This window comes from Paracoccus sp. (in: a-proteobacteria), assembly GCF_035556475.1.
GTDB lineage: Bacteria > Pseudomonadota > Alphaproteobacteria > Rhodobacterales > Rhodobacteraceae > Paracoccus.
Map to the genome: position 1 here is coordinate 18224 of NZ_DATMFA010000081.1, position 26336 is coordinate 44559.

A 26336-nucleotide genomic window follows, 5' to 3' on the forward strand; every position below is an offset into this window, starting at 1 on the left:
GCCCCGAAACGCGCCGTCGCGGCCCGTCCGGCGGCCCGCGCCCCGCAATCCGGCCAGCCGGCGGTCGAAATCCATGACCTGCACAAAAGCTATGGCACGCTTGAGGTGCTGAAGGGTGTGGACCTGGTTGCGCAACCGGGCGAGGTCGTGTCGATGATCGGGTCTTCCGGCTCGGGCAAGTCGACCTTCCTGCGCTGCATCAACTTGCTCGAACAGCCGAAAAGCGGCCGCATCCTGATCGACGGAGAGGAGATCCGCCTGAAGCCCGGCAGGGACGGGGCGGCGGTTCCCGCCGATCAGAAACAGGTCGAACGCATCCGGGCCCGCGTCGGCATGGTTTTTCAGAACTTCAACCTGTGGCCGCATCTTTCCGTGCTGGACAATATCATCGAGGCGCCCGTGCACGTCCTGAAGGAAAGCAAGGTCGAGGCGACGGACCGCGCGCATGAGTTGCTGAAAAAGGTCGGCCTGTCGGACAAGCACGCGCATTTCCCCGGCCAGCTTTCGGGCGGTCAGCAACAGCGCGCGGCGATTGCGCGGACGCTGGCCATGCGCCCCAAGGTCATCCTGCTGGACGAGCCGACCTCGGCCCTTGACCCCGAGCTTGTGGGCGAGGTGCTGCGGGTGATCCGCCAGCTTGCCGAAGAGGGGAACACCATGATCCTCGTCACGCATGAGATGCAGTTCGCGCGCGAAGTCTCGCATCACATCAAATTCCTGCATCAGGGCCGGGTCGAGGAAGAAGGCGCCCCGGACCATATCTTCACCAATCCCCGCTCCGAACGGCTGAGCCAGTTCCTCGCCAGATGCAACTAGCCCGGCCCTGATGCGGCAACCCGACGATCACACGCGAAAGAATGTGACGTTCATCCAACCAAGGGAACCAAGCATGAAACTGAAACTCCTGTCTCTCGCCGCCGTCCTCGCTTGCGGGCTTGGCCCCGTCGCCCATGCCGCCGAGGGCGAGCTGGTCATCGGCACCGAGGGCGCCTATCCGCCCTTCTCGATGGCCGATGCCAATGGCAACGTGACCGGCTTCGACGCCGATGTTGGCAACGCGGTCTGCGAGAAGCTGCAACTGAAATGCCGCTTCGTCGTGCAGGCCTTCGACGGGCTGATCCCGGCGCTGAACGCCAAGCGTTTCGACGTCATCATCTCGGGCATGTCGATCACGGACGAACGCCAGAAGCAGATCGACTTCTCGAACAGCTATGGTGAGTTCCCCAACCAGTTCGTGGTGAAGAAGGAGTCCGAGCTTGCTGGGGTCAAGGATCTCGACACCCTGAAGAAGGATCTGAGCGGCCTGCGCATCGGTGTCCAGTCGGGCACGACCCATGCGGCCTATGTCGAGAAGAACATGCCCGACGCGCAGCTGATGACCTATGACACGCTGGACCAGATGCAGATCGACCTGTCCAGCGGACGTCTGGACACGTCCTTTGCGGATACCTCTGCACAGAACGACTTTCTCGCCCAGCCCGAAGCTGCCGACTTCCAGCTTGTTGATGTCGTGATCGATTCCACCTCGGACGCGACGCTTGGCAAGGGGCTTGGCATCGGCATCCGCAAGGACGAAGGCGAACTCAAGGAAAAGATCAACCAGGCGCTTTGCGATCTGGGCGAGGAGGGAACACTGAAAACCGCCTCGGAGAAATGGTTCAAGCTGGACATCTCGCAGAAGTGCAAGTGAGCCAGGGCTGACCGGGAAGGCGAGGATCGCCTTCCCCCAACCACCCACCCATCCAGGCAGGCGGACTCAATGGAATTCGGGCTAATGCAGCTTTGGGAAGGCGGCTGGGTCGGCGCGTTGCTGCGCGGCGCCTCGGTCACGATTCTGGTCGGCGTCGGCGCGATGCTGCTGGGCCTTGCGACCGGGATCGCCTGCGGGCTGATCAAATGGGCGCGCGTGGTGCCGCTGAACTGGCTGGTCGACATCTATACGACGGTCGTGCGCGGCGTGCCTGAACTGCTCATCATCTACCTGCTGTTCTTTTCGTCGGTCGAACTCGTGGCCCGGATCGGAACCGCCTTCGGCTGGGCGGGGCTGGCCGAGACCGGCTATCCCTTCCTGATCGGCATCATCGCCATCGGCGCGATCTCGGGGTCCTATTCGACCGAGGTGGTGCGGGGGGCGCTGGCCGCGATCCCGACCGGCCATGTCGAGGCCGCCCGCGCGCTCGGGATGCCGAAGGCCCGCATCTTCCGCCGCATCATCCTGCCGCAGATGCTGCGCATCGCCGCGCCGGGGGTGAACAACGTCTGGCAGGCGACGATGAAGGACACGGCGCTGATTTCGGTCGTGGGGCTGCAAGAGCTGATGCGCACCGCCTTTGTCGGCGCGGGATCGACCCGCAGCCCCTTCATCTTCTACCTCGTCGCGGGGGCTGTCTATCTTGCCATCACCTTCGTCAGCCAGTCCGGCTTCAAGCGCGCGGAACGCGCACTCGTCCTGAAGGGAAGGGCCTGAAATGGATTGGGATTTGCTGCACCGCGCCGTCACGACGATCGGCAAGGGGGTCGGGACGACCCTGACGCTCGCCTCGGTCTCGCTTGCGATCGGCTTCTGCCTCGGGTTGGGACTGGCCGTCATGCGGGTCTCCGGCAACCGCCTGATGTCGGGCTTTGCGGAATATTACAGCGCCGTCTTTCGCGGCACGCCACTGCTGGTGCAGCTGTTCCTGTTCTATTACGGGCTGGGGCAGTTCGATTTCGTCCGCGAGAACCCGGTCCTTTGGTGGGTGATCGGCGGCGGCACGCATTGCGCGATCATGGCATTGGCGCTGAACACCGCCGCCTATACCTCGGAAATCCTGCGCGGTGGGCTGATCTCCATCCCGGTTGGCCTGATCGAGGCGGCGAAGGCCGCAGGCATGTCGCGCGCCCTGCGCTTTCGCCGGATCGAGTTTCCGCTGGCGATCCGTCAGGCGCTTCCCGCCTATGGCAACGAGATGGTGCTGGTCATCAAGGGCACCAGTCTCGCCTCGACCATCACGGTGCTGGAGATCACCGGCCACGCCAAGCGGCTGATGAGCCAGACCTATGCCATTTTCGAGGTTTTCACCATCGCCGGCATCTTCTACCTGCTGATCAATGCCGCTCTGATCTTCGCCGTCCGCCGTATCGAGAACCGGCTGACCAGCCCGGCAAGATGAGGGTCAGCCCTGACTGACCGTGCTTTGCGTTCCCGAGGACGATAAAGCACGATGCCGTGCGGGAAGCGCCTTGCTTCGCACCGCATCGGGCGAGGTGATACCCAACCAAATGGACAACTGGCCCCGGGTCGGGTGCTGCGTGTTTAATCGGGCAGAAGCATGCGTTCGGGGAAGCGCGGGCTTTCCTTGATCCATTGGGTTTTCGATGTCCAGATGCGCGCCTGCCTTCATTCTCATCGCATCTCTTGGCATGGCGGGCGTCCTGCGGGCCGAGGACCGTTCGGGCCTCAGTTGCGACGTGGTCGGCAAGGACGCGCTCATGCTTTGCGATGCCTTGCGCGGCGCGCTTTCCCGCCGCGCGTTCCCGGATAGGGTCGAACTGGTGCTGACGGCCCGGTCGCCCCGACCCGAAACGCTGCGGGCGCGCCTCGACATCATTCGCGACGGCAGGACGGCCAGGGGAGAGGAGGCCGAGCTTGCCGTGATGGACCGCGCCGCGCCGACGCGGGCGGGAATCGAGCTATTCGCCAGAAACCTGCTCGATCGGGCAGGGCTGGTGCCTGAGGAGGGCAGATGACGCTTGCACCGACAGACGACAGGCTGACATCCGCAGCCGCCACCAGCACCGCGCGCGCGATCCGCACGGAAATGGGTGACGCGCCGGCCCATGCGGGCACCGGTTATGTGATCAATCCGGGCGACAGCTTCAACGGCAGGATCGGGCGGGCGGGCGACGCCGACTGGGTTCGCGTCGATCTCCAGCCGGGACATTATGCCATCACGCTTGACGGCAGGGGCAGCAACGACCTGACGGATCCCTATCTGCGGATCTACGATTCATCGGGAAGGCTGGTCACCTACAATGACGACCGCTCGCCCGACAGCCTCGATTCCAGCGTCACGCTGAACGTCACGCGGGCGGGCAGCTTCTATATCGACGCGAGGGCCTATGACGGGGGCGGGACGGGGGACTATGTCCTTTACGTCGCGCCCGACACCACGCCGACATTCACCCTGGCCCAGATCGCCCGCCAATTGACCGATGGCTATTGGCAGGAGCAGGGCGGCAGCCGTCGCGCCTTCGATGTCGGGCCGGGCGAGGTGCTGACGGTCGACCTCTCGGGTCTGACGGCGGACGGGCGCAGGCTCGCCACCGCCGCGCTGCAAGCATGGACCGACGTGACGGGCATCCGCTTCAACCCCAATCCCGGCGCGGGCGGAGCGGATATCCGTTTCGACGACCAGTATAGCGGCGCCTATTCGCAATCGACCGTGTTTGGCGGCGTCATCGACCACTCCACGGTGAATGTCGGGCTGGACTGGCTTTCGGCCTATGGCACCGGTTTCGCGACCTATTCCTTCCAGACCTATATTCACGAGATCGGTCACGCGCTGGGACTGGGCCATGCCGGCAACTACAATGGCGCGGCGACCTTCGGCGAGGACAATCACTATCGCAACGACAGCTGGCAGGCCTCGGTCATGTCCTACTTCAGTCAGACCGACAACACCTATGTCAACGCGAACTTTGCCTATATCGTCTCGGCCATGTCGGCCGATATATTGGCGATGCGCAGCCTCTATGGCGATGCCGACCTTCGCATGGGGAACAGCATCTATGGCGAAGGCAGCAACGCGGGCGGCAATTATGCCCGGATCTCGAACCTCCTCGCCTCGACCGAGACGCGGGATGACATTGCCTTCGCCATCGTCGATGACGGCGGGATCGACACGCTCAATCTGGCGCGGGACAGCGACAACCAGCGGATCTCGCTGGCGCCGGGCAGCTTTTCGGACGCCTACGGCCTGATCGGCAATGTCTCGATTGCGCCGGGCACCTGGATCGAGAACATCCGCGCCGGGTCAGGCAATGACAGGCTGTCCGGCAATGCCCAAAACAATACGATCTGGGGCAATGGCAGGAATGACGTGCTGCGTGGCGGGGGCGGAGGGGACACCCTTGTCGGCGGGGCAGGGCGCGACACGCTCGCCGGCGGCGCGGGCAATGACGTCTATCTGGCCGATCGCTTCGACACGATCGTCGAGGCGGCGGGGGCGGGCCGGGACCAACTGCGCATCGGTCTTTCGACCACCCTCGGCGCGAATATGGAGGATCTTCGCCTGACCGGCACGGCGGCGGTGAACGGCACCGGAAACAGCGCGGCCAACCTGCTCCATGGCAATGCGGGTGCCAATATCCTCCGCGGTCTGGGCGGCAATGACCGGCTGGTCGGCAACGGAGGGGCGGATACCCTGTGGGGTGGCGCCGGTGCCGACGAGTTCCTGTTCAATGCCGGGCGCGATCTGGTCGCGGATTTTCAGAATGACGTCGATACGCTGCTGATCGAGAACGCGCTGTGGGGCGGCACGCCCCGCACCGTCGCGCAGGTGCTGAATTTCGCCCATGTCGAGAACGGGGATGCCGTTTTCCGCTTCGGCAATGGCAATGTCCTGACCGTCGACAACCTGACCAACATCCAGCTGTTGTCGAACGATCTGATCATCGTGTGATCCGGCCGAGGATCTGGAAGATCAACCCATGCGGGCCGCGTTCGACATGGGCGGTGACGCCGAAGCTGCGGGCGAGGTTTTTGGCGGTCAGGACTGCCTCGGGCGGGCCATCGGCGGTGATGCGCCCCCCCTCCAGCAGGATCAGCCGCGAGCAATGGCGCGCGGCGCTGCCCAGATCGTGCAGCGAACTCAGGATGGTGCGCCCCTCGGCTGCGAGGTTGCGGAAAAGCTCCATCACCTCGATCTGCGCGGCCGGGTCCAGCGCGGCGGCAGGCTCGTCCGTGACCAGCAGCGGGGTTTCCTGCGCCAGCGCCCGGGCCAGCAGCGCGCGGGCCTGTTCGCCCCCCGAAAGCGAGGTGGCGGGGCGGTGGCGCAGCCCGTCCAGCCGCAGCGCCGCGATGGCGCGGTCGGTCGCGGCGCGGTCGGCGGCGGCCGCAGCATCGGGATGGGCGACGCGGCCAAGGGCGACCAGATCCTCGACCGTCAGCGGCCAGGCGATCTCGCGGCCCTGCGGCATGAAGGCAGCGGCGCGGGCACGCGCCCGGACCGGCAGTGCGGCGATCGAGGAATGGCCGGTAAAGGGTAGCAGCCCCAGCGCGGCACGCAAAAGCGTCGTCTTGCCCGCGCCATTCGGGCCGATCAGGCCGACGAACTCACCCGGTTGCAGGGTCAGGTCCACAGCATCGACGACCGTTCGCCCGGCCAACCGGCAGGTCAGTCCCGAGAGGGTCAGGCGGCTCATGGCGTGTCCCCCCGGGTCTTGACGATCAGGTGCAGGAAGAAGGGCGCGCCGACCAGCGCCGTCAGCACGCCCAGCTTCAGGTCGCGATCCGGCATGATCAACCTGACCGCGATATCCGCGCCCAGCACCATCGCCGCGCCGCCAAGGGCCGAGGCGGGCAAGAGGCGCGAGGGCCGCGATCCGACCGCGCGGCGCAGGACATGCGGCGCGACCAGCCCGACAAAGCCGATGCTGCCCGCAACCGCAGTGGCGCCGCCGATCAGCGCCGCCGTGCCGCCGGCCAGCAGCAGCCTCAGCCGGCCAAGATCGACGCCCATCGAGGCGCCGGCATCCTCGCCCAGCGTCAGCGCGTCCAGCGATCCCGCCGTTGGCAGCAGCATCGCAAGGCCAAGCGCCATGACGGGCAGAGCGATCCAGACATGCAACATCGAGCGATCGGCAAGCGAGCCCATCATCCAGAAGACGATCTCATTCGCGGCGAAGGGATTGGGCGAGAGGTTCAGCACCAGCGAGGTCGCGGCCCCCGCCAACGCCGAAATCGCGATGCCCGCAAGGATCAGCGACAGCGTCATGGCCCTCGGCCCGGCCAGCACCAGCAACAGCGCGACCGAGGCCAGCGCCCCGGCCAGCGCGGCGAAAGGCAGCGCCAGCGGAAAGGCCGCCGCCAGCCCGGTATGGATCGCGATGACCGCGCCCAATGCGGCCGAGGCGCTGGTCCCGATCAGGCCCGGCTCGGCCAGCGGATTGCGCAGAAAGCCCTGCAAGGCCGCGCCCGAGACGCCAAGCGCCGCCCCGACCGCGAGGCCGAGGATCGCGCGCGGCAGCCGGATCTCGCGCATCACCAGACCCAGCACCTCGTCCCCGCCGCCGAAAAGCGCGGCGAGCGATCGGCCAATGCCGATCCCGGCCGGTCCGGTCAGCAGCGAGGCGAGAAACAGCAGGCCGACCAGCAGGCCCAGCCCGGCCAGCAGGAGGCAATAGCGGGGCCGGGTCATTTCGCCTCCGGCAAGGCAAGGCGGGCGTCGCGCAGTTGCGACACGGCGCGCAGGATCCGGGGCGTCCCGCAGACCCAGTCGGGATCATTCGTCCGTACCGAAGGCACGCTGCGGGTCAGCGCGCGCAGGGCGGGGTGGTCCAGCGGCTCCTCGGCACGGGAATGGCCGGGGTATCGGCGCCCCTCGACCAGCAGGTCGGGATGCGAGAGCAGCAGGCTCTCAAGCGAGAGGTGGCCGCCCGCGCCAAAGCCCATCTCGTCGGCGATATTGTCGAAACCCGCAAGCGCCACGATCTGTCCGGCAAGGCTCTGGCTGCCCGAACTGTAGCCGTTCGCCGCGTAAAGCGCCGCGCGCGGGCGCGCCGTTGCCGGGGCGTCGTCAAGCCGGGCAAGCTCGGCGTCGAAGGCCGTGATCGCGGCCCCGGCCTCGGCCTCGCGCCCCAGCGCCTTGCCCATGCGGCGCATATTGTCCCGGATGCCTTCGACGGTTTCCTCGGCCGGAAAGACCTCGACCGGGACACCCAGCCTCTCCAGCATCGCGAGGGTGATGGGATTGGTGAAGCTGCCCGCCAGCACGAGGTCGGGGCGGAGCAGGAAGATCTCCTCAGCCGTGCCGGAATTGGCGGAGAGGCCGCGCGCCTCATCGGCCATTGCCGACATGCTGGGGTCAAGGGCGTGACGCGAGACCGAGACAAGCTGCCCCGGCGCCGCGATCATCATGGCAAGCTGGTCGGTGCAGAGGTTGATCGACACCACCCGTTCCGGCCCTTCGGCCAGCGCGGGCATGGCAATGCCGATGGCTGCCAGCACCGCCAGCCAGCGCCCTACCATTGCGCCTGAAGCCCGGCATAGAACGTCCTGCCCTGCGAGGCGAAGCCCCAGACATCCGAATATTCCGTATCGAAAAGGTTCACGACGCGCCCCGTCAGCCGCACCTCGTCGGTCAGGTCGAACCCTGCCGACATGTTCACGACGTTATAGGCCGACAACTCCGCAGTGGCATAGTCGCCGAAGAACTGGCTGTCGTAATTCCCCGAGACATGGCGCAGGTCCGCCGTCACCTGTCCGAGCCCCTCCATGAAGGCGAGCGTCGCGGACAGGCCGAATTCGTTCCGGGGCCGGCGGACCTCGATCGAGCCATCGGGATTTTTCGCGTCGATATAGGTATAGCTGAGCGCGAGGCCCAGATTTTCGCTGGCCTTGATCCGCGCGCTGGCCTCGATCCCCTCGCGCGTGCTTTCGCCCGAAAGGTTCGTATAGGTCGCGCGGTCGCCGGGGACGAAGACATAGGCGATCTCGTCCTCCAGCCGCTCGCGGAAATAGGTCAGCTCAATGACCCCGCGATCATTGGGAAGCTCGGCCTCGATCCCCAGATCGAAGCCGCGATTCGTCTCGGGCGCCAGATTGGGATTGCCGCGCGTATAGGCGTCATCGGCGTAAAGCTCGAAGAACGAGGGGTTGACCAGCCCGGTCCCGGCCGAGCCGCGCAGCCGCAGCGGCAGGTCCGGCACCTGCCACGAGAGGCCGATGTTCCAGCTGGTGAAATCGTCGAACACCTTGTTCGTGTCGTGACGCAGCCCGGCCTGAATATCGAGACCATTATCAAGGAAGGCGCGATATTCCACCGCCAGCGAGGTCATCTCGCGGTCGCGCCCCGGCGCAGAGGAGGATTCGTCGGTCTGGTGCTCGGCCATGACATTCAGGACATGCCGCGTCTCGGCCACGGCCAGCCCGTCCAGCCCGAAGCTCAGCCGGTATTTCAGTTTGCGCGTCTCGCCCCGCGTCTCGCCGCTGTCTGTCCGGCTTTGTTTCAGGACACTGTCCTGATAGTCGAGCCGCTGCGTCAGGCGTCCGTCCATCATGGCAAGATCTGCCCAGACCGCGCCCTGAAACTCGTCCCGGTCGCCGGAAAGGGTCGGGTCGTCCTGCACATATTCCTCGGCCGTCGTCGCGAAGTAGTTTTCGGCGTCATAGTCATAGGTTTCCCAGGCCTGGCGCAGGCTGCCGCCCAGCTTCAGGTTCTCGGTCGCCTGGAACCAGCCCGAAAGGCCGACCGTCTTGCGGTTCAGCCCGTCCTTTTCGCCGCCATCGCCCGACTGGTCATAGCCGTGATCGTCGCGCGCCGAGAGGTCCAGCGCGATCCCGCCGCGATCCCCGTTCCGCGACACATTGGCCGAGGCCGAGGCGCCGTTCCCAAGCTCGACCGCGCCGCCATAAGAGAGGCCGGGACCGCCGGTCCGGGTGATGATATTGATCACCCCGGCCGAGGCGTTCGAGCCGTAGTACACCGATTGCGGCCCGCGCAGCACCTCGATCCGGTCGATATTCGCGGTCTCGAATCCGCTCAGCACATATTCATCGGCCCCGCCCGCGATCTCGATCCCGTCGACGAGGATCAGGACATGATCGGCCTCGCCGCCCCGCATCCGAACCTGCGTATAGGAGCCGCCGCTGCTCGAGACCGAGACCCCCGGCACGGCCCGCAGCGCGTCCTGCAGGGTGACGAGGCCGCGCGTCTCGATTTCCTCGGAGGTCAGCACGGTCGCCGCGCGGCCATAGGCGTCGCTGGCGATCGGATCGAAACCCGCCGAGAGGATCAGCGGGTCAAGCGTCACCGCCTCTTGCGCAACGGTGGCGGCGGGCAGGATTGCCGCAGCAAGGGCGATCGGGAGATTGGGGCAGAACTTCATTCCTAGACCTTTCCGGGCACAGGCGGTGCTTGCCTGCAAGATGCCCCGCGGACCAATGGTCCGGCCGCAGGGCGGGTGAGGTCACCTCTGCGGATCGCCGCTCCCTCGGCGCCCCTCGCGCCGGGAATGGGTGAGTGCTGCGGCAGGTCTCCTGACTTGCGGATCAAGGCGCAGGCCGGCCTTCCCGGGTGTTCCCCAGTGGCATCGTCGGCCCTTGCTCACCGCCTACAGTTGCGGGGGCAGTTGCGGCATTGCCGGGTGGCGCACCGCATTCCCTTTTGATCCGGCGGGATTGCCGCCGGAACCGAAGCGGGAACGTGTTGGCTCACAATCACGTGCGATGTCAAGCATTGCCTCGCGTGGCCGGAATGCGAAAGGCGCCGCCCCGAGGGGGCGGCGCCATGAGGGCCGGTGAGCCGAATCCCGCAGGGAAACCGGCCTTCATCGTTGCGGCGTTACTCGGCCGCGAACTGGTTCATCGTGTTGGCATGACCGCCCGCCTTCAGGGCGCGCTCGCCTCCGACCATCTCCTTGAACGTGTCGCCCAGATCCGAGCCGACCTCGTGCTGGTGCTTGACGGCCGAGATGCCGCGACGGATCTCCTCGCGCTGGACGGTGGCGACATAGGCCAGCATCTTCTGCTCGCCGAAATAGCCACGGCTCAGCTCGTCCATCGACTTGGCGGTCAGGTGGAAGGTCGGCAGCGTGATCAGGTTGTGGAACACGCCCGCACGGGCCGAGATGTCGGTCTGGAAGCGCTGAAGCCGTTGATCCGCCTCGCGCCCCAGTTCGGTCGCGTCGAAATCGGACTTCATCAGCTCGTTGCCTTCGGGATAGTCGGAGGCGTTGATGCGGCCTTCCTCGAGCCATTGCGTGCGGACCTGTTTGCGCAGGTTCAGCGTCCAGTTGAAGCTGGGCGAGTTGTTATAGGTCAGCTTCGCATTCGGGACCACCTTGCGGATCTCGCCCACCATGCCGGCGATCTCGTCGACATTGGGCGTGTCGGTTTCGATCCACAGCAGATCGGCGCCGCCCTGCGTCAGGCAGGCGATGCAATCCTCGATGACGCGGGCACGGCCCGAGCCTTCGCGGAAGGGGAAAAGACCGTTCGCAAGGCGTGCGGGCTTCACGAACTCGCCACCCTGATAGATCGCAAGCTCGCCCTCGCGGATCGGGTTCGCTTCGGTGATCTGCTCGGTCCTGAGCCACTTGTTGTATTCCCAGGCGAGGTCGCCCGGCTGCTGGCTGACCGGAACCTTCTGGGTCAGGCCGGCGCCAAGGCTGTCGGTCCGGGCGACGATCACGCCCTCGTCCACGCCCATTTCCTCGAAGGCGAGGCGGCAGGCGCGCAGCTTCTCGATGAAATCCTCGCGCGGGACGGTGACCTTGCCGTCCTGATGGCCGCATTGCTTGGCGTCCGAGACCTGGTTCTCGATCTGGAGCGCGCAGGCGCCGGCCTTGATCAGCTCCTTCGCCAGCAGATAGGTCGCGTGTTCGTTCCCGAAGCCCGCGTCGATATCGGCGATGATCGGCACGACATGGCTTTCGAAATTGTCGATCGCGGCGATGGCCTCGTTACGCTCGGCCTCGGTCTTGGCGGCTTTCAGCACCTTGAAAAGGTCGTTGATCGCCACCTCGTCCGCCTGACGCAGCGAGACATAAATCTCGTTGATCAGCTCGGCCACGGCGGTCTTTTCATGCATGGACTGGTCGGGCAGGTGGCCCCAGCGGTTGCGCAGGCCCGCGACCATCCAGCCGGAGAGGTAGACATAGGTGCCCTTGGCCGTCCCGCGCATCCGCTTGACCGACTTGATCATCTGCTGGGCATGGAAGCCCGACCAGCAGCCCAGTGATTGCGTGAACTTGGCGCTGTCCGCGTCATAGGCCGCCATGTCCGCCCGCATGACCCGCGCCATGTCGCGGGCGATGTCGAGATGCGTGTCATAGCTGTTCTGCAGCTTCAGCTGGACGATGTCATCGACCGAAACGCCACCCGGTGTAGCCCCGGAGGGGTAGCGGGACTGCACTTCGGCACGGATTTCCAAAAAAGTCTTTCGGGTGGTCATCGTCGGTCCTTTCAATTTGATCGAGTTCGGATGTGGCGGGGCCATGGGAAAGGGGTCGACCCATGGCGGGCAGGGTGCGGGTATCGTCCATGCGCGTTACTCCAATGCGTTCAGCACGTCATAGGCAGGCAGGGTCAGGAAATCGGGCAGTTGCGTAGCGGTCGCCGCCTCCTGAACGATTCGGGCGGCGCTGGCATAGCGGCCGCGATGGAAGCGGTCGGCCCCCAGCCGGTCGAGGATGCCGACGATCTCGGCCTGGACCAGCTCGCCCAGCCAATCGGCGGTCAGGCGGCGCTCGCCCCCATCGGCCAACGTGACCGTCGCGCCATGCCGGATCCATTGCCAAAGCTGGGCGCGGCTGATCTCGGCGGTGGCGGCATCCTCCATCAGGTTGTGGATCGGCACCGCGCCCCGGCCGCAAAGCCATTGCGCCAGATACTCGATCGCGACCGAGACATTGGTGGTGACCCCTGCCTCGGTTATCGCGCCCTCATGCGGCTTCAGCAGCATCGCAGGCTCGATCCGCCATTCCTGACGGGGCTTCCTGATCTGGTTCGGCCCCGGCATTTCGGCGTCGAAGACGGCTTGCGCGACCGGGACCAGATCCGGGTGGGCGACCCAGCAGCCGTCGAAGCCCATCCCGACCTCGCGCTGCTTGTCGGCGCGAACGCGGGCGAAAGCTGCCTCGTTCGCGGCGGGATCACCCTTGACCGGGATCGCGGCCGACATGCCGCCCATTGCGTGGATGCCGCGCCGGTGGCAGACTTTGACGACCCGCGCCGCATAGGTCGCGAGGAAGGCGCGGTCCATCCCGACCTCTGCACGGTCGGGCAGCACATACGCCGCGTGGTTCCTGAGCGTCTTGATATAGCTGAAGATATAGTCCCAGCGACCGCAGTTCAGCCCGGCGATATGGTCGCGCAACTCCCAGACGATCTCGTCCATCTCGAAAGCGGCGGGCAGGGTCTCGATCAGGACGGTGGCCTTGATCGTGCCCTGGGCGAGGCCGGTGCGCTCCTGCGCAAAGACGAAGACCTCGTTCCAGAACCGCGCCTCGCCGTGGCTTTCCAGTTTCGGCAGGTAATAGAACGGCCCGCGACCCGTCGCGGCCAACGCGCGGCCGCAATGAAACAGCGACAGGCCGAAGTCGAACAGCGCCGCCGAAACCGGCTGGCCGCCGATCAGGACATTCGCCTCGGACAGGTGCAGACCGCGTGGGCGCACGATCAGCAGCGCGGGATCCGGGCCGACGCGATAGGATTTGCCGGTTTTCGGGTCGTCATGTTCCAGCGTGCCGTCGCGATAATCGATCAGGTTCGCGTGCCCCGCGATGATGTTGGGGAAGCTGGGCGAGGTCGCGTCCTCGAAATCCGCCATGAAAACCCGCGCGCCGGAGTTCAGCGCGTTGATCATCATCTTGCGCTCGACCGGGCCGGTGATCTCGACCCGGCGGTCGTTCAGGGCAGGGGGAGTAGGCCCCGCCTGCCAGATGCCGCGGCGGATGTCCTTGGTCTCGGGCAGGTAATCGGGCATTTCGCCGCGGTCGATGCGTTCCTGCCGACGGGCGCGGGCGACCATCAGGGCATGGAGGCGCAGCCCGAAGCGGTCCTGCAGCTCGGCCACGAAGGCCAGCGCCAGGGGGGTCAGCACATGCTCGCCGCCGGCGACCTTACGCAGGACGACGGGCGGCAGCGCGGTGGCATTGCGGTCGAGAGGCATGACATGCTCCTGTTGAGTCGTCTGTTGTTATGTCAGCTTAGTAATGTCATGCTGAATGTGCATTAATTGCTTGCGTGGATTGGGTGTGGCAGTCAGTCATGTCACGGCGGTTCGAGCCAACTTGTAAGGTTTGTCATATGCGGGGCGAAAAACTCATCATCGGCCAGCGCCTGCGCGTCCTGCGCCAGTCGCTTGGCCTGACCCAGGCGCAGATGGCGTTGGAGCTTGGCGTCTCGGCCAGCTACATCACCCTGATCGAGGCGGATCAGCGTCCCGCCTCGGCCCGGTTCCTGATGCGGCTGGCCGAGGTCTATGACCTCAACATCTCGGAACTGGCACCCTCGACCGACGCCCAGCTTGCGGCGGAATTCGCGGCGGCGCTGAAGGATCCGGCGCTGGAGGCCGGGCCGCTGCCCCGGGCCGAGATCGAGGCGGTGCTGCAAGCCTCGCCCCGCATCGCCAGCGCCTTCGTGCGCCTGCATGACAGCCATCGCGAGGCCCTGCTGCGCCCGCAGGCGGACGAGAATCCGTTGACCGACCGCGACAAGGTCGAGGCGCTGACCGGCAGCTCGCGGCCGGTCGATATGGTGCGCAACTGGTTCTATGCCCAGAACAACCATGTCGATGCGCTGGACCGCGCCGCCGAGGCCGTGGCCGAGGAACTGGCGCTGCACCGCAACGAGCCGCATATGGCCATGACCCATCGGCTGGCGGGGCACGGGATCGCCGTTCGCATCCTGCCCGCGCATGTCATGGGTGACCAGCTTCGCCGATTCGACCCGCACCGACGCGAGCTGATGCTGTCGGAACTGCTGAGTCAGGACAGCCGCCGCTTTCAGATCGGCGTGCTGCTGGCGCGGCTGGAGCAGGAGGAGGCGATTGCTGAACTGGTCGAGAAATCCGGCCTGACCGAGACCGCGGCGGTGACGCTGCTGCGCGTCAGCCTTGCCAATTACTATGCCGCCGCGCTGATGATGCCCTATGGCCGCTTTCTGGCCGCCTGCGAATCGGTGCGCTACGATGTCGAGCTGCTGGGCCATCGCTTCGGCGCCAGTTTCGAGCAGACGGCGCATCGCATGTCGACGCTGCAACGGCCGGATGCGCGCGGCATCCCCTTCTTCTTCGTGCGCGTGGACCGGGCGGGCAATATCTCGAAACGGTTCAGCGCCGGGCGGTTCCCCTTCTCGCGCTTCGGCGGCACCTGTCCTTTGTGGAACATCCATGCCGCGTTCGAGATGCCCGATCGCGTCCAGACCCAGGTGATCCGCATGCCGGAGGGGGCGAGCTATTTCTCGATCGCGCGCACCGTCACCCGCGCGGGCGGGACACATGGCCAGCCGGCGCAGCGCCTTGCCATCGGGCTGGGCTGCGACGTCGCCTATGCGCCGCGACTGGTCTATGCCGACGGGATCGATCTTGAGCGGACGAAGCCAGTGGATATCGGCCTCAACTGCTATCTCTGCGAGCGCCCGGACTGCTCATCGCGCGCCCATGCGCCGATCAACCGCCGCCTGCGCGTGAACGAGCGTGAGCGCAGCCTTGCCATCTTCAGCTTCGAGGGGGCCGAGCCCTAGGCGGCAATCGCTCAGGAGGGCGGGCCGCCGTCCGGCGACGGCCCGCATCAGGTCTTAGTCGAGGCTTACATTCGCCTCTTTCACCACCGGCTCCCATTTCGCCATCTCGGCCTTGACGTGTTCGCCCAGTTCCTCGGGCGAGGAGGCGACGATGCTGGCCGAGAACTCGTCCATGCGGCTCGCGACGGCCGGATCGGCCATCGCCTCGACGGCGGCCTTGTTCAGCGCGGCAATCGCCTCGGGCGGGGTGCCGGCGGGCGCGAACAGCGCGTTCCAGCTATAGGTCTCATAGCCCGGCAGCGTCTCGGCAATGGCCGGGACATCGGGGAAAGAGGGCGCGCGTTCCTTGGTCGTGACCCCCAGCGCGCGCAGCTTGCCGCTGGTGATATGCCCCGAGGCCGAGGGCAGGTTGTCGAAGATGATCGGCACCTGATTGCCCAGCACGTCGGTCAGCGCCGGGCCTGAGCCCTTGTAGGGAATATGCGCGATCTCGATTCCAGCCATCGAGTTGAACAGCGCGCCCGACAGATGCAGCGGCGTGCCATTGCCCGAGGACGCGAAGGACAGATCCTCTTTCTTGGCGAGGTCGATCAGCTCCTGCACGGTGTTGACCGGCAGCTCCGGGTTCACCGCCAGCACGTTCGGCACCAGCACGAGAAGCGAGACCGGCGCGAAATCCGCAACTGGGTCATAGGGCTTCTGCTTCAGGATCAGGGGGTTCAGCGCATGGGTCGCGACGGTCCCCATCAGCAGCGTATAGCCGTCCGGGTCGGCCTTCGCGACCTGCTGGGCGCCAAGGCTGCCGCCCGCGCCGCCCACGTTCTGCACCACGATCTGCTGGCCGAGCGCCTGGCTCATCCGGTCGGCGACGATGCGGCCGACCACATCGGTCGAGCCGCCGGCGGCGAAGGGAATCACCAGCGTGATCTGGCGGTCTGGAAACTCGGCCGCGGCGGCGCTGGCCAGCCCCGCGGCAACCGCCGCGCCCAGAACGAGGCGCCGGGTGATCTTGAACGTCATGTAGTCCTCCCTCTCTCTCTTTTTCGCCCTCAGGCGTCGCTTTCGGTGAACACCTCGTCCCGACGCTTGCGGACCTGCGGCAGGAAGACCAGCACGAGGATCGCGGCGGTCATCAAGAGCAGGGTGGCGCTGATCGGACGGGTGATGAAGGTCGTGGGATCGCCCCGCGACAGAATCATGGCGCGGCGCAGGTTCTCTTCGAGCAGGGGGCCAAGGACAAAGCCGAGAAGCAGCGGCGCAGGCTCGCAGCGCAGCTTCGACATGACATAGCCCAGCAGCCCGAAGAAGGCGACCGCATAGAGGTCGTAGGTGTTCGAGTTGACGGAATAGACCCCGATCGAGCACATCGCCATGATGATCGGGAACAGGATGTAATAGGGCACTGACAGCAGCTTCACCCAAAGGCCGACCAGCGGCAGGTTCAGCACGACCAGCATCAGGTTGCCGATCCACATGCTGGCGACGATGCCCCAGAACAGCGCCGGCTGCTCGCCGACCACGTTCGGGCCGGGCACGATGCCCTGAATGATCATCGCCCCGATCATCAGCGCCATCACCGGGTTCGCGGGAATGCCGAGGGTCAGCAGCGGAATGAAGCTGGTCTGCGCGCCGGCATTGTTCGCGCTTTCCGGCCCCGCCACGCCCGCGAGCGCGCCCTTGCCAAATTCCTCGGGATGCTTCGAGAGCTTCTTCTCGACCGTATAGCTGGCGAAGCTGGCAAGGATCGCGCCGCCACCAGGCAGGATGCCCAGGACCGAGCCGACGGCGGTTCCGCGCAGGACCGGCGCGATCATCTGGCGCAGTTCGTCGCGCGTCGGGAACAGGCGGTTGATCGACTTGGTCATCACCTCGCGGTCATGCTCGTCCTCGAGGTTGCGCAGGATCTCGGCAATGCCGAAGACGCCGACGGCAAGTGCGACGAAGTTCAGCCCGTCGGCATATTGGGTGATGCCCATCGTGAAGCGCGGCGCGCCGGTATAGATGTCGGTCCCGACCAGCCCCAGCAACAGGCCAAGGACGACCATGGCCAGCGCCTTCATCACCGAGCCATGCGCCAGCGCCACCGACATGACGAGGCCCATGACCATCAGGCTGAAATATTCCGCCGCGCCGAATTTCAGCGCGATCGTGGTCAGCGGCGGGGCGAAGATCGCGACCAGGAAGGTCGCGACCGTCCCGGCAAAGAACGAGCCGATGGCGGCAGTCGCAAGCGCCGTGCCCGCGCGCCCCTTGCGTGCCATCTGATAGCCGTCGATCGCCGTCACCGCCGAGGAACTTTCGCCCGGCATGTTGATCAGGATCGCGGTGGTCGAGCCGCCATATTGCGCGCCGTAATAGATCCCCGCCAGCATGATGAGCGAGCTGACCGGCTCAAGCTGGAAGGTGATCGGCAGAAGCATGGCGATGGTCGCGGTCGCGCCGATGCCCGGAAGCACGCCGATCAGCGTGCCGAGGATGACGCCGATCAGGCAGAAGACAAGGTTCGCGAGCGACGAGGCGACCGAGAAGCCGAGGGCGAGGTTGTTGAGAAGATCCATGATCGCGCCCTCAGAATTGCAGCCAGGGGCCGAAACGGCGGAAGGGCAGGCCCAACCCATAGCTGAAGATCAGCGTCGACGCGATCGTGACCAGCACCGCCAGCACCAGTGCCGGCAGCGGCCGCATCCGAATCGAGGCCTGCGCCGCGATCAGCGTGGTCAGAAACAGCGCCGGCACGAAGCCAAGGCCCCGCACGGTCAGCCCGAAAAAGATCGGGGCGGGCAGGATGAAGCAAATGCCGCGCCATGCGATGCGTCCCAGGGGCTCGCCCTCGCGCCCGAAGGCCCTGATCACGACCAGCAGGCCAAGCAGGAACAGCAGCCCCGACAGGACCATCGGGAAATAGCCCGGTCCCATGCGCAGCGAGGTTCCGATTTCCAGCCCCGTCGTCTGCCAGCCAAAGAAAAGCGCCACCGCCATCAGCAGCAGCCCGGTGATGATATCTGTCGAGTCCTTGGGTTTCGTGGACATGTTTTCCCCCCCGGTCAGTGGCCTCCCCCCGGTTCTGCGCCGGGGGGAGGCGGGTCGTCAGTCGGCATAGACCCCGGCGGCGTCGATCACCGGTTTCCAGCGCGCGATCTCGGATTCGAGCTTTGCCTTCAGCGCGGCGGGCGTCGCATCCTCGGCGGGCGAGGGCGAGGTGCCCAGATCGGCCATGGCCTTGATCACGCCCTCATCCGCCAGCGCGGCCTGAAGGGATTTCGACAGCCGCTCGTTCACCTCGGCCGGCGTGCCCTTGGGCGTGTAGATGCCGTGCCAGATCGCGAACTCAAGGCTTTCGAGGCCCGATTCCTTGGCGGTCGGCAGATCGGGGAACAAGGCCAGACGCTCGGGCGTGGTCACGGCATAGGCCTTGATCGTGCCGCCGTTGATCTGCTGGGTGGTGTTGGTGGTCTGGTCGCACATGATGTCGACCTGCCCACCCAGAAGATCGGTCATCGCCGGGCCGGTGCCCTTGTAGGGCACGGTCACCAGCGGCGTCTCGAGCGCCTGCATCAGCAGCATCCCGCACAGATGCGAGGCCGCGCCGATCCCGGCATTCGCCAGCGTCAGCTTGTCGCCATTCGCCTTGACGTAGTCCATGAACCCCTTGAAATCGGCGGGCTCGAAATCCTTGCGCGCCACGACGACCATCGGCACCTCGGTGACAAGGCCCACATATTCGAAGGCGTTCAGCGTGTCATAGGCGAGGTTGCGGTAAAGCGTGGCCGAGGTCGCCATGCCGATATGGTGCAGAAGGACCGTATAGCCGTCGGGATCGGCCTTGGCGACCTGACCCGCGCCCAGCGTGCCGCCGGCGCCGCCCACGTTCTCGACCACGATCTGCTGGCCCAGATCGGTCGACATCTTCTCGGCCACCAGCCGGGCCACAGTGTCGGTCGGCCCGCCGGCCGCGAAAGGCACGACCATGGTGATCTGGCGTTCGGGATAGCCCTGCGCAAGCGCCGGCCCCGCCAGCATGGTGACGGCACAAAGCGCGCCAAAAAGCTTTGAGAAAGCCATTTTCCCCTCCCAAGGAAAGTGATGTCCGGCGGTCTGCTCCTCGTGCCGCCGCTGCGACCAGCCTGCGGCGAGCACGACCTGTCGCACAAATCCAAAGCGCGGTTTTGACGCCGCGTCGGCAGGTTTCGGCGCGGAACTGGGTGGAAATGGTAACATCGCGCGCAGATGATGGGTGGAAATCCACCCATTTTACACTCAGCCGTCGTCGTTCTCGCCGGAATCGAGGATCAGCCGCCGGTCGAGCGCGTATTTCTGCATCTTCTCGTAGAGCGTCTTGCGCGAGATGCCGAGCGTTTCATAGACCGGGCGCAGCCGGCCGCAATGCGCGGCGATGGCGCCCGCGATCAGGCTGCGCTCGAACTCGGCCACCCGGTCCGAAAGCCGCGCCCCGCTGGCGGGGCCAAGCTCGGCCCCTTCCAGCCCGAGGACGAAGCGTTCGGCGAGGTTGCGCAATTCCCGCACATTGCCCGGCCAGTCCTTGGCCGCGAGGCTTGAGAGGAAGGCGGCGGGGATGCTCCGCTCGGGGATATTGTGGCGGGCGGCCGATTCGCGGACGAGTTGCAGGAATAGCAGTGGAATATCCTCGCGCCGCGCGGCCAGCGGCGGGACATGCAGGACGGCGACGTTCAGGCGCCAGAACAGATCCTCGCGGAACTCCTCCCTTGCGACGGCGGCGGCGAGGTCGACCTTGCTGACGGCGATGAAACGCACGTCGAGCGGCACCGCGTCGTTCGAGCCGAGCCGCGTGATGACCCTTTCCTGCAACACGCGCAGCAGCTTGGCCTGCAACTCGGGCGGCATCGAACCGATCTCGTCCAGCAGGACCGTGCCGCCGCGCGCATGTTCGAACTTGCCATATCGGGGCCGCAACGCGCCGGGAAAGGCCCCGGCCTCATGGCCGAAAAGCTCGCTCTCGATCAGAGCTTCGGGCAGGGCGGCGCAGTTGATCGCGATGAAGGGCCGACCGGCGCGCGGCGAAAGGTCGTGGAGGGTGCGCGCCACCACCTCCTTGCCCGCCCCGGTCGGACCGATGATCAGCGCATCGGCATCCGAGGCCCCGATCGCCCGCAGGCGATAGCGCAGGTCGACCATGACCTGCGTGCGGCCGGGCAGCCGGGCCTCGACATCGTCGCGCTTGCCGGCGACGGCGCGCAGGCGGCGGTTTTCCAGCACCAGCCCGCGATGATCCAGCGCGCGGCGGATGACGGTCGCAAGCTCCTGCACGACGAAGGGCTTCTCGATGAAGTCATAGGCGCCGCCGCGGATCGCCTCGACCGCCAGCGGCACCTCGGCATGGCCGGTGACGAGGATCACCGGCAGGTCGGGATCGACCTCGCGCAGCCGGCCCAGCAGGGTCATGCCGTCCATGCCGGGCATGCGGATGTCGCTGACCACGATCCCCGGAAATCCCGGCCCGGCCAGCGCCAGCGCCTCGTCGCCGGTGGCCAGCGCCTCGACCGCGAAACCGGCCAGCTCCAGCGCCTGCGCGGTCGAATTGCGGATTTGCGGGTCGTCATCGACCAGAAGCACCCGGCCCGAGGTCATGCCGCCACCCCGGCGCTTTCCGCGACATGCAGGCGGATGCGGAACTCGGCCCCCGGCTCGCGGTTGCGGCAGGTGATCTCGCCGCCGAAATCCCGCACGATATTGGCGGTGATCGAGAGGCCGAGGCCAAGCCCCGCGCCGACCCCCTTGGTGGTGAAGAAGGGGTCGAAGATGCGCTCCTCGATGGCCTGCGGAATGCCCGCGCCACGGTCGCGGACGACGATCTCGACATGGCCGCCTTCGGAACGGGCCGAGACGGTGATCCGGCGATCGGCGGCAGTCTCGGCGGCATCGGCGGCGTTGCTGATCAGGTTCACCAGCACCTGCTGCAGCCGCGTCGGCCCCGCGCGCAGGGGCGGCAGGGTCGCGGGCAGGTCCAGCTCCAGCTCGGCCCCGCTGGCGGCGAGCCTGGCCGCGACGATGATCCGCGTCTCCTCCAAGAGGGGGGCCAGCGCCACGGCGCCCAGCCGGTCATCCGGCTTGCGGGCTGCCTGCCGAAGATGCCTGCCGATCGCGGCCATGCGGTCCACCAGCAGCAGGATCTGGCCGATATTCTCGCGCGCCCGCGCAAGCTCGCCCCGCTCGATCAGGACCTGCGCGCTGTCGGCATAGTTTCGGGCCGCCGCCAATGGCTGGTTGATCTCATGCGAGAGCGAGGCCGACATCTGCCCCAGCGCCGCCAGCTTTCCGACCTGCACGAGGCTGGCCTGCGCGGCGCGAAGCTCGGCCTCGGTGGCGCGGCGCTCGGCGATCTCCTGCTCCAGCCGGTCATTGGCGAGGGCCAGCGCCGCCGTGCGCTCGATCACCCGGCGCTCCAGCTCGGCATGGGCAAAGCGTTCCATCGCCCGCCGCTCCTCGGCCTGCACCCGGCGCTGTCGCCACATCATCGCGCCGAACCCGGCAGCGGACAGGAAAAGGACCAGCCCCAGAACGGCGAGCTTCGCCTCGGCCCGCAGATCGGCGCTGTCCAGAAGGACATGCACGGTCCAGCCCGCCCCCGACATGGCTTCCGAGGCGATGACATAGTCGCGGGTGCCCGTCCCGGCCTCGGGCAGGCGCAGCAGGTTGACGCCATGCTCGACCCGCCGCTCCAGCGGAAACTCGGTCAGTGGCGTCTCGGCATAGCGGCGCGAGGTGGCGCTCCGCGCCAGCCGCTCGGGCGTCAGCGGCTCGAGGCTGTGATAAAGCCAGCCCGGCTCGGAGGAGAGAAAGACAGCCCCGTCAGGGTCGGTAACCAGCATCCGAAACTCTCCGCCCCGCCAGGAGGCTTCGATCCGGTCGACGCCGATCTTGACCGCGACGACGGCGGTGATCCGCCCCGCATCGTCCCTGACCGGGGCCGAGAAGAAATACCCCCGCACGCCTGAGGTCGTCCCCACGCCGTAGAACCGCCCCTGCAGGCCCTGCATCGCATCAATGAAATAGGGCCGATAGCTGAAATTCTGCCCGATGAAGCTTTGCGGGCCCGTGGGGGTGGAATGGGCGACCGTCTCGCCATCGGGCAGGACCAGATAGATGTCCGAGGCCTGCACCGCCCGGTTCTGCTCGGCCAGCCAGTCATTCGTCTGCCTGCGCAGCGAGGGATCGTGGGGCTGGGCAGCAAGCTGGTGGATCAGGTCGAACTCGCCCACCAATTGGGGTACGACCTCGTAACGGGCCAGATCGGCCTGCAACGCGTTGACCGTCAGCCGCAGCGCGGCGGCGGCCCGGTTTTCGCCGGCGGCAAGGTAATGCTGGAAGGCGAGTTGCGCGCCGCCCCACAGGACCAGCGCCAAAGCGGCGGCGAGGGCTGCCGGTCGCCATGGACGGCGGCCCGTCCAGCCTGTCGCCGGAACCGTCAGGCCCATTGCCCCGAGCCAGCCAAGATCACGGTCATTCGCGCTCACCCCATTTCCCCGTCGGAAATGTGGCAGCTTGCCTTGCGGCGCGCAACAATGCCGTCAGATCACCACGACCCCGGAATGCTTGGCCTTGTGCTCGGGCTCGACATGGATGGTGATCAGCGCGCCCGGCAGATCGGCCTTCAGCGCCTGCTCGACCCGGTCGCAGATGTCATGGGCCTGATCCACGGTGGTCTGGCCGTCCACGACGAGGTGAAAATCGATGAAGGTCTTCGGCCCCGCATGGCGGGTGCGCAGGTCATGCGCCTCGATCGCGCCGGTGGCATTGTCCGAGATCGTGGTGCGGATCTTGTTGAGCGTGCCCTCGGACACCGCCTCGTCCATCAGCCCGGAGAGCGAGGTGGTCATCACCCGCCAGCCGGACCACAGGATATTGAGCGCGACCAATGCGGCGAGCGCCGGGTCGAGCACCGCCCAGCCGGTCAGGACCGCCAGCGCGACGCCGACCACCACCCCGCCCGAGGAGATCACGTCCGACAGCAGGTGATGCCCGTCCGCGACCAGCGCGGGCGAGCGGTGGCGCCTGCCGCCCCGGATCAGCACCCAGCACCACCAGCCGTTGAGGCAACTTGCCGCGACGTTGATCAGCAGGCCCAGTAGCGGTGCATCTAGGATCCGCGGGTTCAGGAAGCCGTGCCAGGCCTCGCGCAGGATCAGCAGCGCGGCGACGATGATCATCACCCCTTCCAGCACGGCGCTGAAGAACTCGGCCTTGTGATGGCCATAGGGATGGCTCCGGTCGGCGGGTTTGGCCGCCACGCGAATCGCGATCAGCGCGGCGAAGGCGGTCGCCACGTTCACGGTGCTTTCCAGCGCATCCGACAGCAGCGCCACCGAGCCCGTCACCCACCAGGCGAGAGCCTTGAGGCCGAGGACTACGACTCCGACGATAATACTGCCGATTGCGATTCTTTCGGTCGCGGACATCGCGCTTCCCTGTACGAATCTGTCGAAGGCGTGTTCTAGCGGGGATTGCCGGACTCGCCAACCATTTGTGCCGCTTGTTACAGAAGGCCGGTCAGCTAAGGTCGCAACCGATATGCTGCAGCGGAGGGTGGGCGCGACGAACAATGACACAAGACACCCCCCGGTGGAGATCCAGACTGACCGCCGTTCTCGCCGCGATCTTCTGCCTGCTGATCGTCGTGTCATTCCTGATGTCGGTCTTCGTAAGGACCGTCATGTCGCTGTACCTGGGTCGCCCTGATTTCCGGCTGGGTGCCTGTTTCCGTGATCGCTTCTATGCTTTTGGGAGGCGCGGCGATTTTCGTTGCGCCGGTTCGTCCAAAACGGCCCGTCGTGACGCTTGTGGCTGCGCTCATGTTCGGCGCGTTTTCGGGCAGTCTGCTGCTTTTGCACACAATTCCGGCTTTGGCCGCGGTTCTACTCGGGCAGCGGGCGGGAATTGTCCAGATTGTGCGATCCCTGCCTGAACGGCGGGGCAAATGCCGAAATCCGGTTGAGCTGGCTACCGGAGAACTGATCTGTGACCTTTCGGATGAGGTTCGCAGCCGTTTGACGCCGGGCATGGAGATTCTCGTGATCGGGCGCGGCACCTGGATCGGCGTAATCCCCGATCACGTCGAACCATTTGATCGCAGCAAATTGGTGAAAGCTCCGTCGTCCTAGGCCGCAGGGGGGGCAAAGGAAAAGGGGGCCTCCCGGCCCCCGTTCCCTTATTCCGCCGGCACTGCCGCCAGATCGTCCATATCCGCGATGGGATGTTTCAGATGCGGCAGCATCTCTCTGGGGCAGACCTGCAGGAAATTGGCCTTTTCTTCGGCCCAGTTTTGCAGGATCTCGCCCGCCCGGCGCGAACCGGTTTCCTTGAAATGGCGCTCGACCAGTTCCTTCAGCTCGGTTTCCCAATGGTCCTGGGTCACGGGGCAGAGGATCAGCGTCTCGGCGTTGATATAATCGCGCGCCACGCCGCTCGGGTCATAGAGATAGGCCATGCCCCCGGTCATGCCTGCGCCGAAATTCGCGCCGATGCGGCCAAGGATCACGGCAACGCCGCCGGTCATGTATTCGCAACCGTTCGAGCCGCAGCCCTCGATCACCACTTTCGCGCCCGAGTTCCGAACCGCGAACCGCTCGCCCGCGCGGCCTGCCGCGAAGAGATAGCCGTCGGTCGCGCCGTAAAGCACGGTATTGCCGATGATCGTGTTATCGGCGGCGGTCAGCGGGCTCGCCATCGGCGGGCGGACGACGATGGTGCCGCCCGAGAGGCCCTTGCCGACATAGTCGTTGGCATCGCCCGAAACCTCGAGCTTGAGGCCCGGAGCCGCGAAGGCGCCCAGCGACTGACCCGCCGAACCCGTCAGGCGAACCGTCAGGTGGTCGGGTTGCAGATTGTTCCGCATCCCGAAGGTCTGAACGATCATCGACGAGGTCCGCGTGCCCACGGTCCGCAGTGTGTTCCTGATCGCATAGCTCAGCTGCATCTTCTCGCCATCGCTGAAGAAGCGGCTGGCGTCGCGGATGATCTCGGCGTCCAGCGTGTCCGGCACCGCATTGCGCGGCTTCGAACGGTCGTAGACGATCTTTTCCGAGCCATCGACGGTGATCAGAAGCGGGTTCAGGTCGAGGTCGTCAAGCGACTTGTCCCCACGGCTGATCTGCGTCAGCAGGTCGGCGCGGCCGATGATCTCGTCGAGCGAGCGGGCGCCGATCGAGGCCAGGATCTCGCGCACTTCGGTGGCGTAGAAGGTGATCAGGTTCACCACCTTATCGGCCGAGCCGTTGAACATGGCGCGCAGCTTTTCGTCCTGCGTGCAGACGCCCACCGGGCAGGTGTTCGACTGGCACTGGCGGACCATGATGCAGCCCATCGCGATCAGGGCGGCGGTGCCGATGCCGTATTCCTCGGCCCCCATCATCGCGGCCATGACGATGTCGCGGCCGGTGCGCAGCCCGCCATCGGTCCGCAGCGTGACGCGGTCACGCAGGCGGTTCATCGCCAGAACCTGATGCGCCTCGGTCAGCCCCATCTCCCACGGCAGGCCCGCAAACTTGATCGAGGTCGCGGGCGAGGCGCCCGTGCCGCCGTTATGGCCCGAGATCAGGATGACATCGGCTTTCGCCTTCGCCACGCCCGCCGCGATCGTGCCAACGCCCGAGGAGGCCACCAGCTTCACCGTGATCTTGGCGCGCGGGTTGATCTGCTTCAGGTCATAGATGAGCTGCGCCAGATCCTCGATCGAGTAGATGTCGTGATGCGGCGGCGGCGAGATCAGCGTCACGCCCTTGGTCGAGTGCCGCAGCCGGGCGATCAGGTCGGTGACCTTCATGCCGGGAAGCTGGCCGCCCTCGCCGGGTTTCGCGCCCTGGGCAACCTTGATCTCAAGCTCCTCGCAGGCGTTCAGGTATTCGGCGGTGAC

22 protein-coding genes and 1 riboswitch are annotated in these 26336 nt (G+C 66.2%); of the genes, 8 read left to right on the plus strand and 14 right to left on the minus strand.

The window, feature by feature from the left end:
* The first annotated feature begins 69 nt into the window (after nt 1–69).
* From VNQ78_RS10445 to VNQ78_RS10470, 6 genes are all read left to right on the plus strand, one after another.
* Complete coding sequence (locus VNQ78_RS10445; protein ID WP_325689432.1) at nt 70–816, plus strand: ABC transporter ATP-binding protein; 747 nt, start codon at nt 70–72, stop codon at nt 814–816.
* Nucleotides 817–889: 73 nt separating this feature from the next.
* Entirely contained in the window at nt 890–1690 is an 801-nt protein-coding gene (locus tag VNQ78_RS10450; protein ID WP_325689388.1) for a transporter substrate-binding domain-containing protein, read from the plus strand.
* 69 nt (nt 1691–1759) lie between these two features.
* A complete protein-coding gene (locus tag VNQ78_RS10455) occupies nt 1760–2467 on the plus strand; it encodes an ABC transporter permease subunit (protein WP_325689390.1) in 708 nt (235 codons plus the stop codon).
* Between the two features lies 1 nt (nt 2468).
* Nucleotides 2469–3152: an ABC transporter permease gene (locus VNQ78_RS10460; protein WP_325689392.1), complete on the plus strand. Its 684-nt coding sequence runs from the start codon at nt 2469–2471 to the stop codon at nt 3150–3152.
* Between the two features lie 205 nt (nt 3153–3357).
* Nucleotides 3358–3729 carry a hypothetical protein gene (locus VNQ78_RS10465; protein WP_325689394.1) on the plus strand — a complete coding sequence of 124 codons (372 nt, stop codon included), beginning with the start codon at nt 3358–3360 and terminating at the stop codon, nt 3727–3729.
* Nucleotides 3726–5663, plus strand: a complete 1938-nt coding sequence (locus tag VNQ78_RS10470) for a M10 family metallopeptidase (protein ID WP_325689396.1) — start codon at nt 3726–3728, stop codon at nt 5661–5663. Before VNQ78_RS10465 ends, VNQ78_RS10470 begins: the two co-directional genes overlap by 4 nt.
* On the opposite strand, the gene VNQ78_RS10475 is transcribed toward VNQ78_RS10470, so the two are convergent.
* The 6 genes from VNQ78_RS10475 to aceB form a co-directional block, all read right to left on the minus strand.
* Complete coding sequence (locus VNQ78_RS10475; protein ID WP_325689398.1) at nt 5653–6405, minus strand: ABC transporter ATP-binding protein; 753 nt, start codon at nt 6403–6405, stop codon at nt 5653–5655. The genes VNQ78_RS10470 and VNQ78_RS10475 overlap by 11 nt on opposite strands.
* A complete protein-coding gene (locus tag VNQ78_RS10480; protein ID WP_325689400.1) occupies nt 6402–7400 on the minus strand; it encodes an iron ABC transporter permease in 999 nt (332 codons plus the stop codon). The genes VNQ78_RS10475 and VNQ78_RS10480 overlap by 4 nt, the downstream gene beginning before the upstream one ends.
* The gene (locus VNQ78_RS10485) at nt 7397–8230 is read right to left on the minus strand and encodes an ABC transporter substrate-binding protein (protein ID WP_325689402.1); all 834 of its coding nucleotides are present in this window, start codon (nt 8228–8230) and stop codon (nt 7397–7399) included. The genes VNQ78_RS10480 and VNQ78_RS10485 overlap by 4 nt, the downstream gene beginning before the upstream one ends.
* Nucleotides 8224–10089, minus strand: coding sequence for a TonB-dependent receptor plug domain-containing protein (locus tag VNQ78_RS10490; protein ID WP_325689404.1), 1866 nt, complete (start codon nt 10087–10089; stop codon nt 8224–8226). Before VNQ78_RS10490 ends, VNQ78_RS10485 begins: the two co-directional genes overlap by 7 nt.
* Nucleotides 10090–10213: 124 nt before the next feature.
* Nucleotides 10214–10413: riboswitch (cobalamin riboswitch) on the minus strand.
* Between the two features lie 131 nt (nt 10414–10544).
* A complete protein-coding gene (locus tag VNQ78_RS10495; RefSeq protein WP_325689406.1) occupies nt 10545–12155 on the minus strand; it encodes an isocitrate lyase in 1611 nt (536 codons plus the stop codon).
* 96 nt (nt 12156–12251) lie between these two features.
* Nucleotides 12252–13874: a malate synthase A gene (gene aceB / locus VNQ78_RS10500; RefSeq protein WP_325689408.1), complete on the minus strand. Its 1623-nt coding sequence runs from the start codon at nt 13872–13874 to the stop codon at nt 12252–12254.
* A gap of 137 nt (nt 13875–14011) precedes the next feature.
* Between aceB and VNQ78_RS10505 the strand changes: the two genes are divergently transcribed.
* Nucleotides 14012–15448, plus strand: coding sequence for a helix-turn-helix domain-containing protein (locus VNQ78_RS10505; protein WP_325689410.1), 1437 nt, complete (start codon nt 14012–14014; stop codon nt 15446–15448).
* Nucleotides 15449–15502: 54 nt separating this feature from the next.
* Here VNQ78_RS10505 and VNQ78_RS10510 read toward each other — a convergent pair whose 3' ends face one another.
* From VNQ78_RS10510 to VNQ78_RS10540, 7 genes are all read right to left on the minus strand, one after another.
* Complete coding sequence (locus VNQ78_RS10510) at nt 15503–16468, minus strand: tripartite tricarboxylate transporter substrate binding protein (RefSeq protein WP_325689412.1); 966 nt, start codon at nt 16466–16468, stop codon at nt 15503–15505.
* Between the two features lie 29 nt (nt 16469–16497).
* Entirely contained in the window at nt 16498–18006 is a 1509-nt protein-coding gene (locus VNQ78_RS10515) for a tripartite tricarboxylate transporter permease (protein WP_325689414.1), read from the minus strand.
* 10 nt (nt 18007–18016) lie between these two features.
* Entirely contained in the window at nt 18017–18478 is a 462-nt protein-coding gene (locus VNQ78_RS10520; RefSeq protein ID WP_325689416.1) for a tripartite tricarboxylate transporter TctB family protein, read from the minus strand.
* A 57-nt stretch (nt 18479–18535) separates the two neighbouring features.
* A complete protein-coding gene (locus VNQ78_RS10525; RefSeq protein WP_325689418.1) occupies nt 18536–19510 on the minus strand; it encodes a tripartite tricarboxylate transporter substrate-binding protein in 975 nt (324 codons plus the stop codon).
* Nucleotides 19511–19705: 195 nt separating this feature from the next.
* Nucleotides 19706–21055: a sigma-54 dependent transcriptional regulator gene (locus VNQ78_RS10530; RefSeq protein WP_325689420.1), complete on the minus strand. Its 1350-nt coding sequence runs from the start codon at nt 21053–21055 to the stop codon at nt 19706–19708.
* On the minus strand, nt 21052–22941 hold the full coding sequence (locus VNQ78_RS10535) for an ATP-binding protein (protein WP_325689422.1): 1890 nt from the start codon (nt 22939–22941) through the stop codon (nt 21052–21054). The genes VNQ78_RS10530 and VNQ78_RS10535 overlap by 4 nt, the downstream gene beginning before the upstream one ends.
* A gap of 54 nt (nt 22942–22995) precedes the next feature.
* The gene (locus tag VNQ78_RS10540) at nt 22996–23883 is read right to left on the minus strand and encodes a cation diffusion facilitator family transporter (RefSeq protein ID WP_325689424.1); all 888 of its coding nucleotides are present in this window, start codon (nt 23881–23883) and stop codon (nt 22996–22998) included.
* Nucleotides 23884–24186: 303 nt separating this feature from the next.
* Here VNQ78_RS10540 and VNQ78_RS10545 point away from each other — a divergent pair, with 303 nt between their 5' ends.
* Nucleotides 24187–24585, plus strand: a complete 399-nt coding sequence (locus tag VNQ78_RS10545; RefSeq protein WP_325689426.1) for a hypothetical protein — start codon at nt 24187–24189, stop codon at nt 24583–24585.
* Nucleotides 24586–24632: 47 nt separating this feature from the next.
* Here the strand turns inward: VNQ78_RS10545 and VNQ78_RS10550 are convergent.
* The coding region (locus tag VNQ78_RS10550) for a glutamate synthase-related protein (RefSeq protein WP_325689428.1) at nt 24633–26336 on the minus strand (1704 nt) is incomplete at its 5' end.

Bases quoted from the DNA above. Each gene is read 5' to 3' on its own strand.
- VNQ78_RS10540 (WP_325689424.1), bottom strand. From the start codon at position 23,883: ATGTCCGCGACCGAAAGAATCGCAATCGGCAGTATTATCGTCGGAGTC.
- VNQ78_RS10515 (WP_325689414.1), bottom strand. From the start codon at position 18,006: ATGGATCTTCTCAACAACCTCGCCCTCGGCTTCTCGGTCGCCTCGTCG.
- VNQ78_RS10505 (WP_325689410.1), top strand. From the start codon at position 14,012: ATGCGGGGCGAAAAACTCATCATCGGCCAGCGCCTGCGCGTCCTGCGC.
- VNQ78_RS10530 (WP_325689420.1), bottom strand. From the start codon at position 21,055: ATGACCTCGGGCCGGGTGCTTCTGGTCGATGACGACCCGCAAATCCGC.
- VNQ78_RS10450 (WP_325689388.1), top strand. From the start codon at position 890: ATGAAACTGAAACTCCTGTCTCTCGCCGCCGTCCTCGCTTGCGGGCTT.
- VNQ78_RS10460 (WP_325689392.1), top strand. From the start codon at position 2,469: ATGGATTGGGATTTGCTGCACCGCGCCGTCACGACGATCGGCAAGGGG.
- VNQ78_RS10480 (WP_325689400.1), bottom strand. From the start codon at position 7,400: ATGACCCGGCCCCGCTATTGCCTCCTGCTGGCCGGGCTGGGCCTGCTG.
- VNQ78_RS10525 (WP_325689418.1), bottom strand. From the start codon at position 19,510: ATGGCTTTCTCAAAGCTTTTTGGCGCGCTTTGTGCCGTCACCATGCTG.
- VNQ78_RS10475 (WP_325689398.1), bottom strand. From the start codon at position 6,405: ATGAGCCGCCTGACCCTCTCGGGACTGACCTGCCGGTTGGCCGGGCGA.
- VNQ78_RS10470 (WP_325689396.1), top strand. From the start codon at position 3,726: ATGACGCTTGCACCGACAGACGACAGGCTGACATCCGCAGCCGCCACC.
- VNQ78_RS10485 (WP_325689402.1), bottom strand. From the start codon at position 8,230: ATGGTAGGGCGCTGGCTGGCGGTGCTGGCAGCCATCGGCATTGCCATG.
- VNQ78_RS10520 (WP_325689416.1), bottom strand. From the start codon at position 18,478: ATGTCCACGAAACCCAAGGACTCGACAGATATCATCACCGGGCTGCTG.
- VNQ78_RS10490 (WP_325689404.1), bottom strand. From the start codon at position 10,089: ATGAAGTTCTGCCCCAATCTCCCGATCGCCCTTGCTGCGGCAATCCTG.
- aceB (WP_325689408.1), bottom strand. From the start codon at position 13,874: ATGCCTCTCGACCGCAATGCCACCGCGCTGCCGCCCGTCGTCCTGCGT.
- VNQ78_RS10510 (WP_325689412.1), bottom strand. From the start codon at position 16,468: ATGACGTTCAAGATCACCCGGCGCCTCGTTCTGGGCGCGGCGGTTGCC.
- VNQ78_RS10465 (WP_325689394.1), top strand. From the start codon at position 3,358: ATGTCCAGATGCGCGCCTGCCTTCATTCTCATCGCATCTCTTGGCATG.
- VNQ78_RS10455 (WP_325689390.1), top strand. From the start codon at position 1,760: ATGGAATTCGGGCTAATGCAGCTTTGGGAAGGCGGCTGGGTCGGCGCG.
- VNQ78_RS10495 (WP_325689406.1), bottom strand. From the start codon at position 12,155: ATGACCACCCGAAAGACTTTTTTGGAAATCCGTGCCGAAGTGCAGTCC.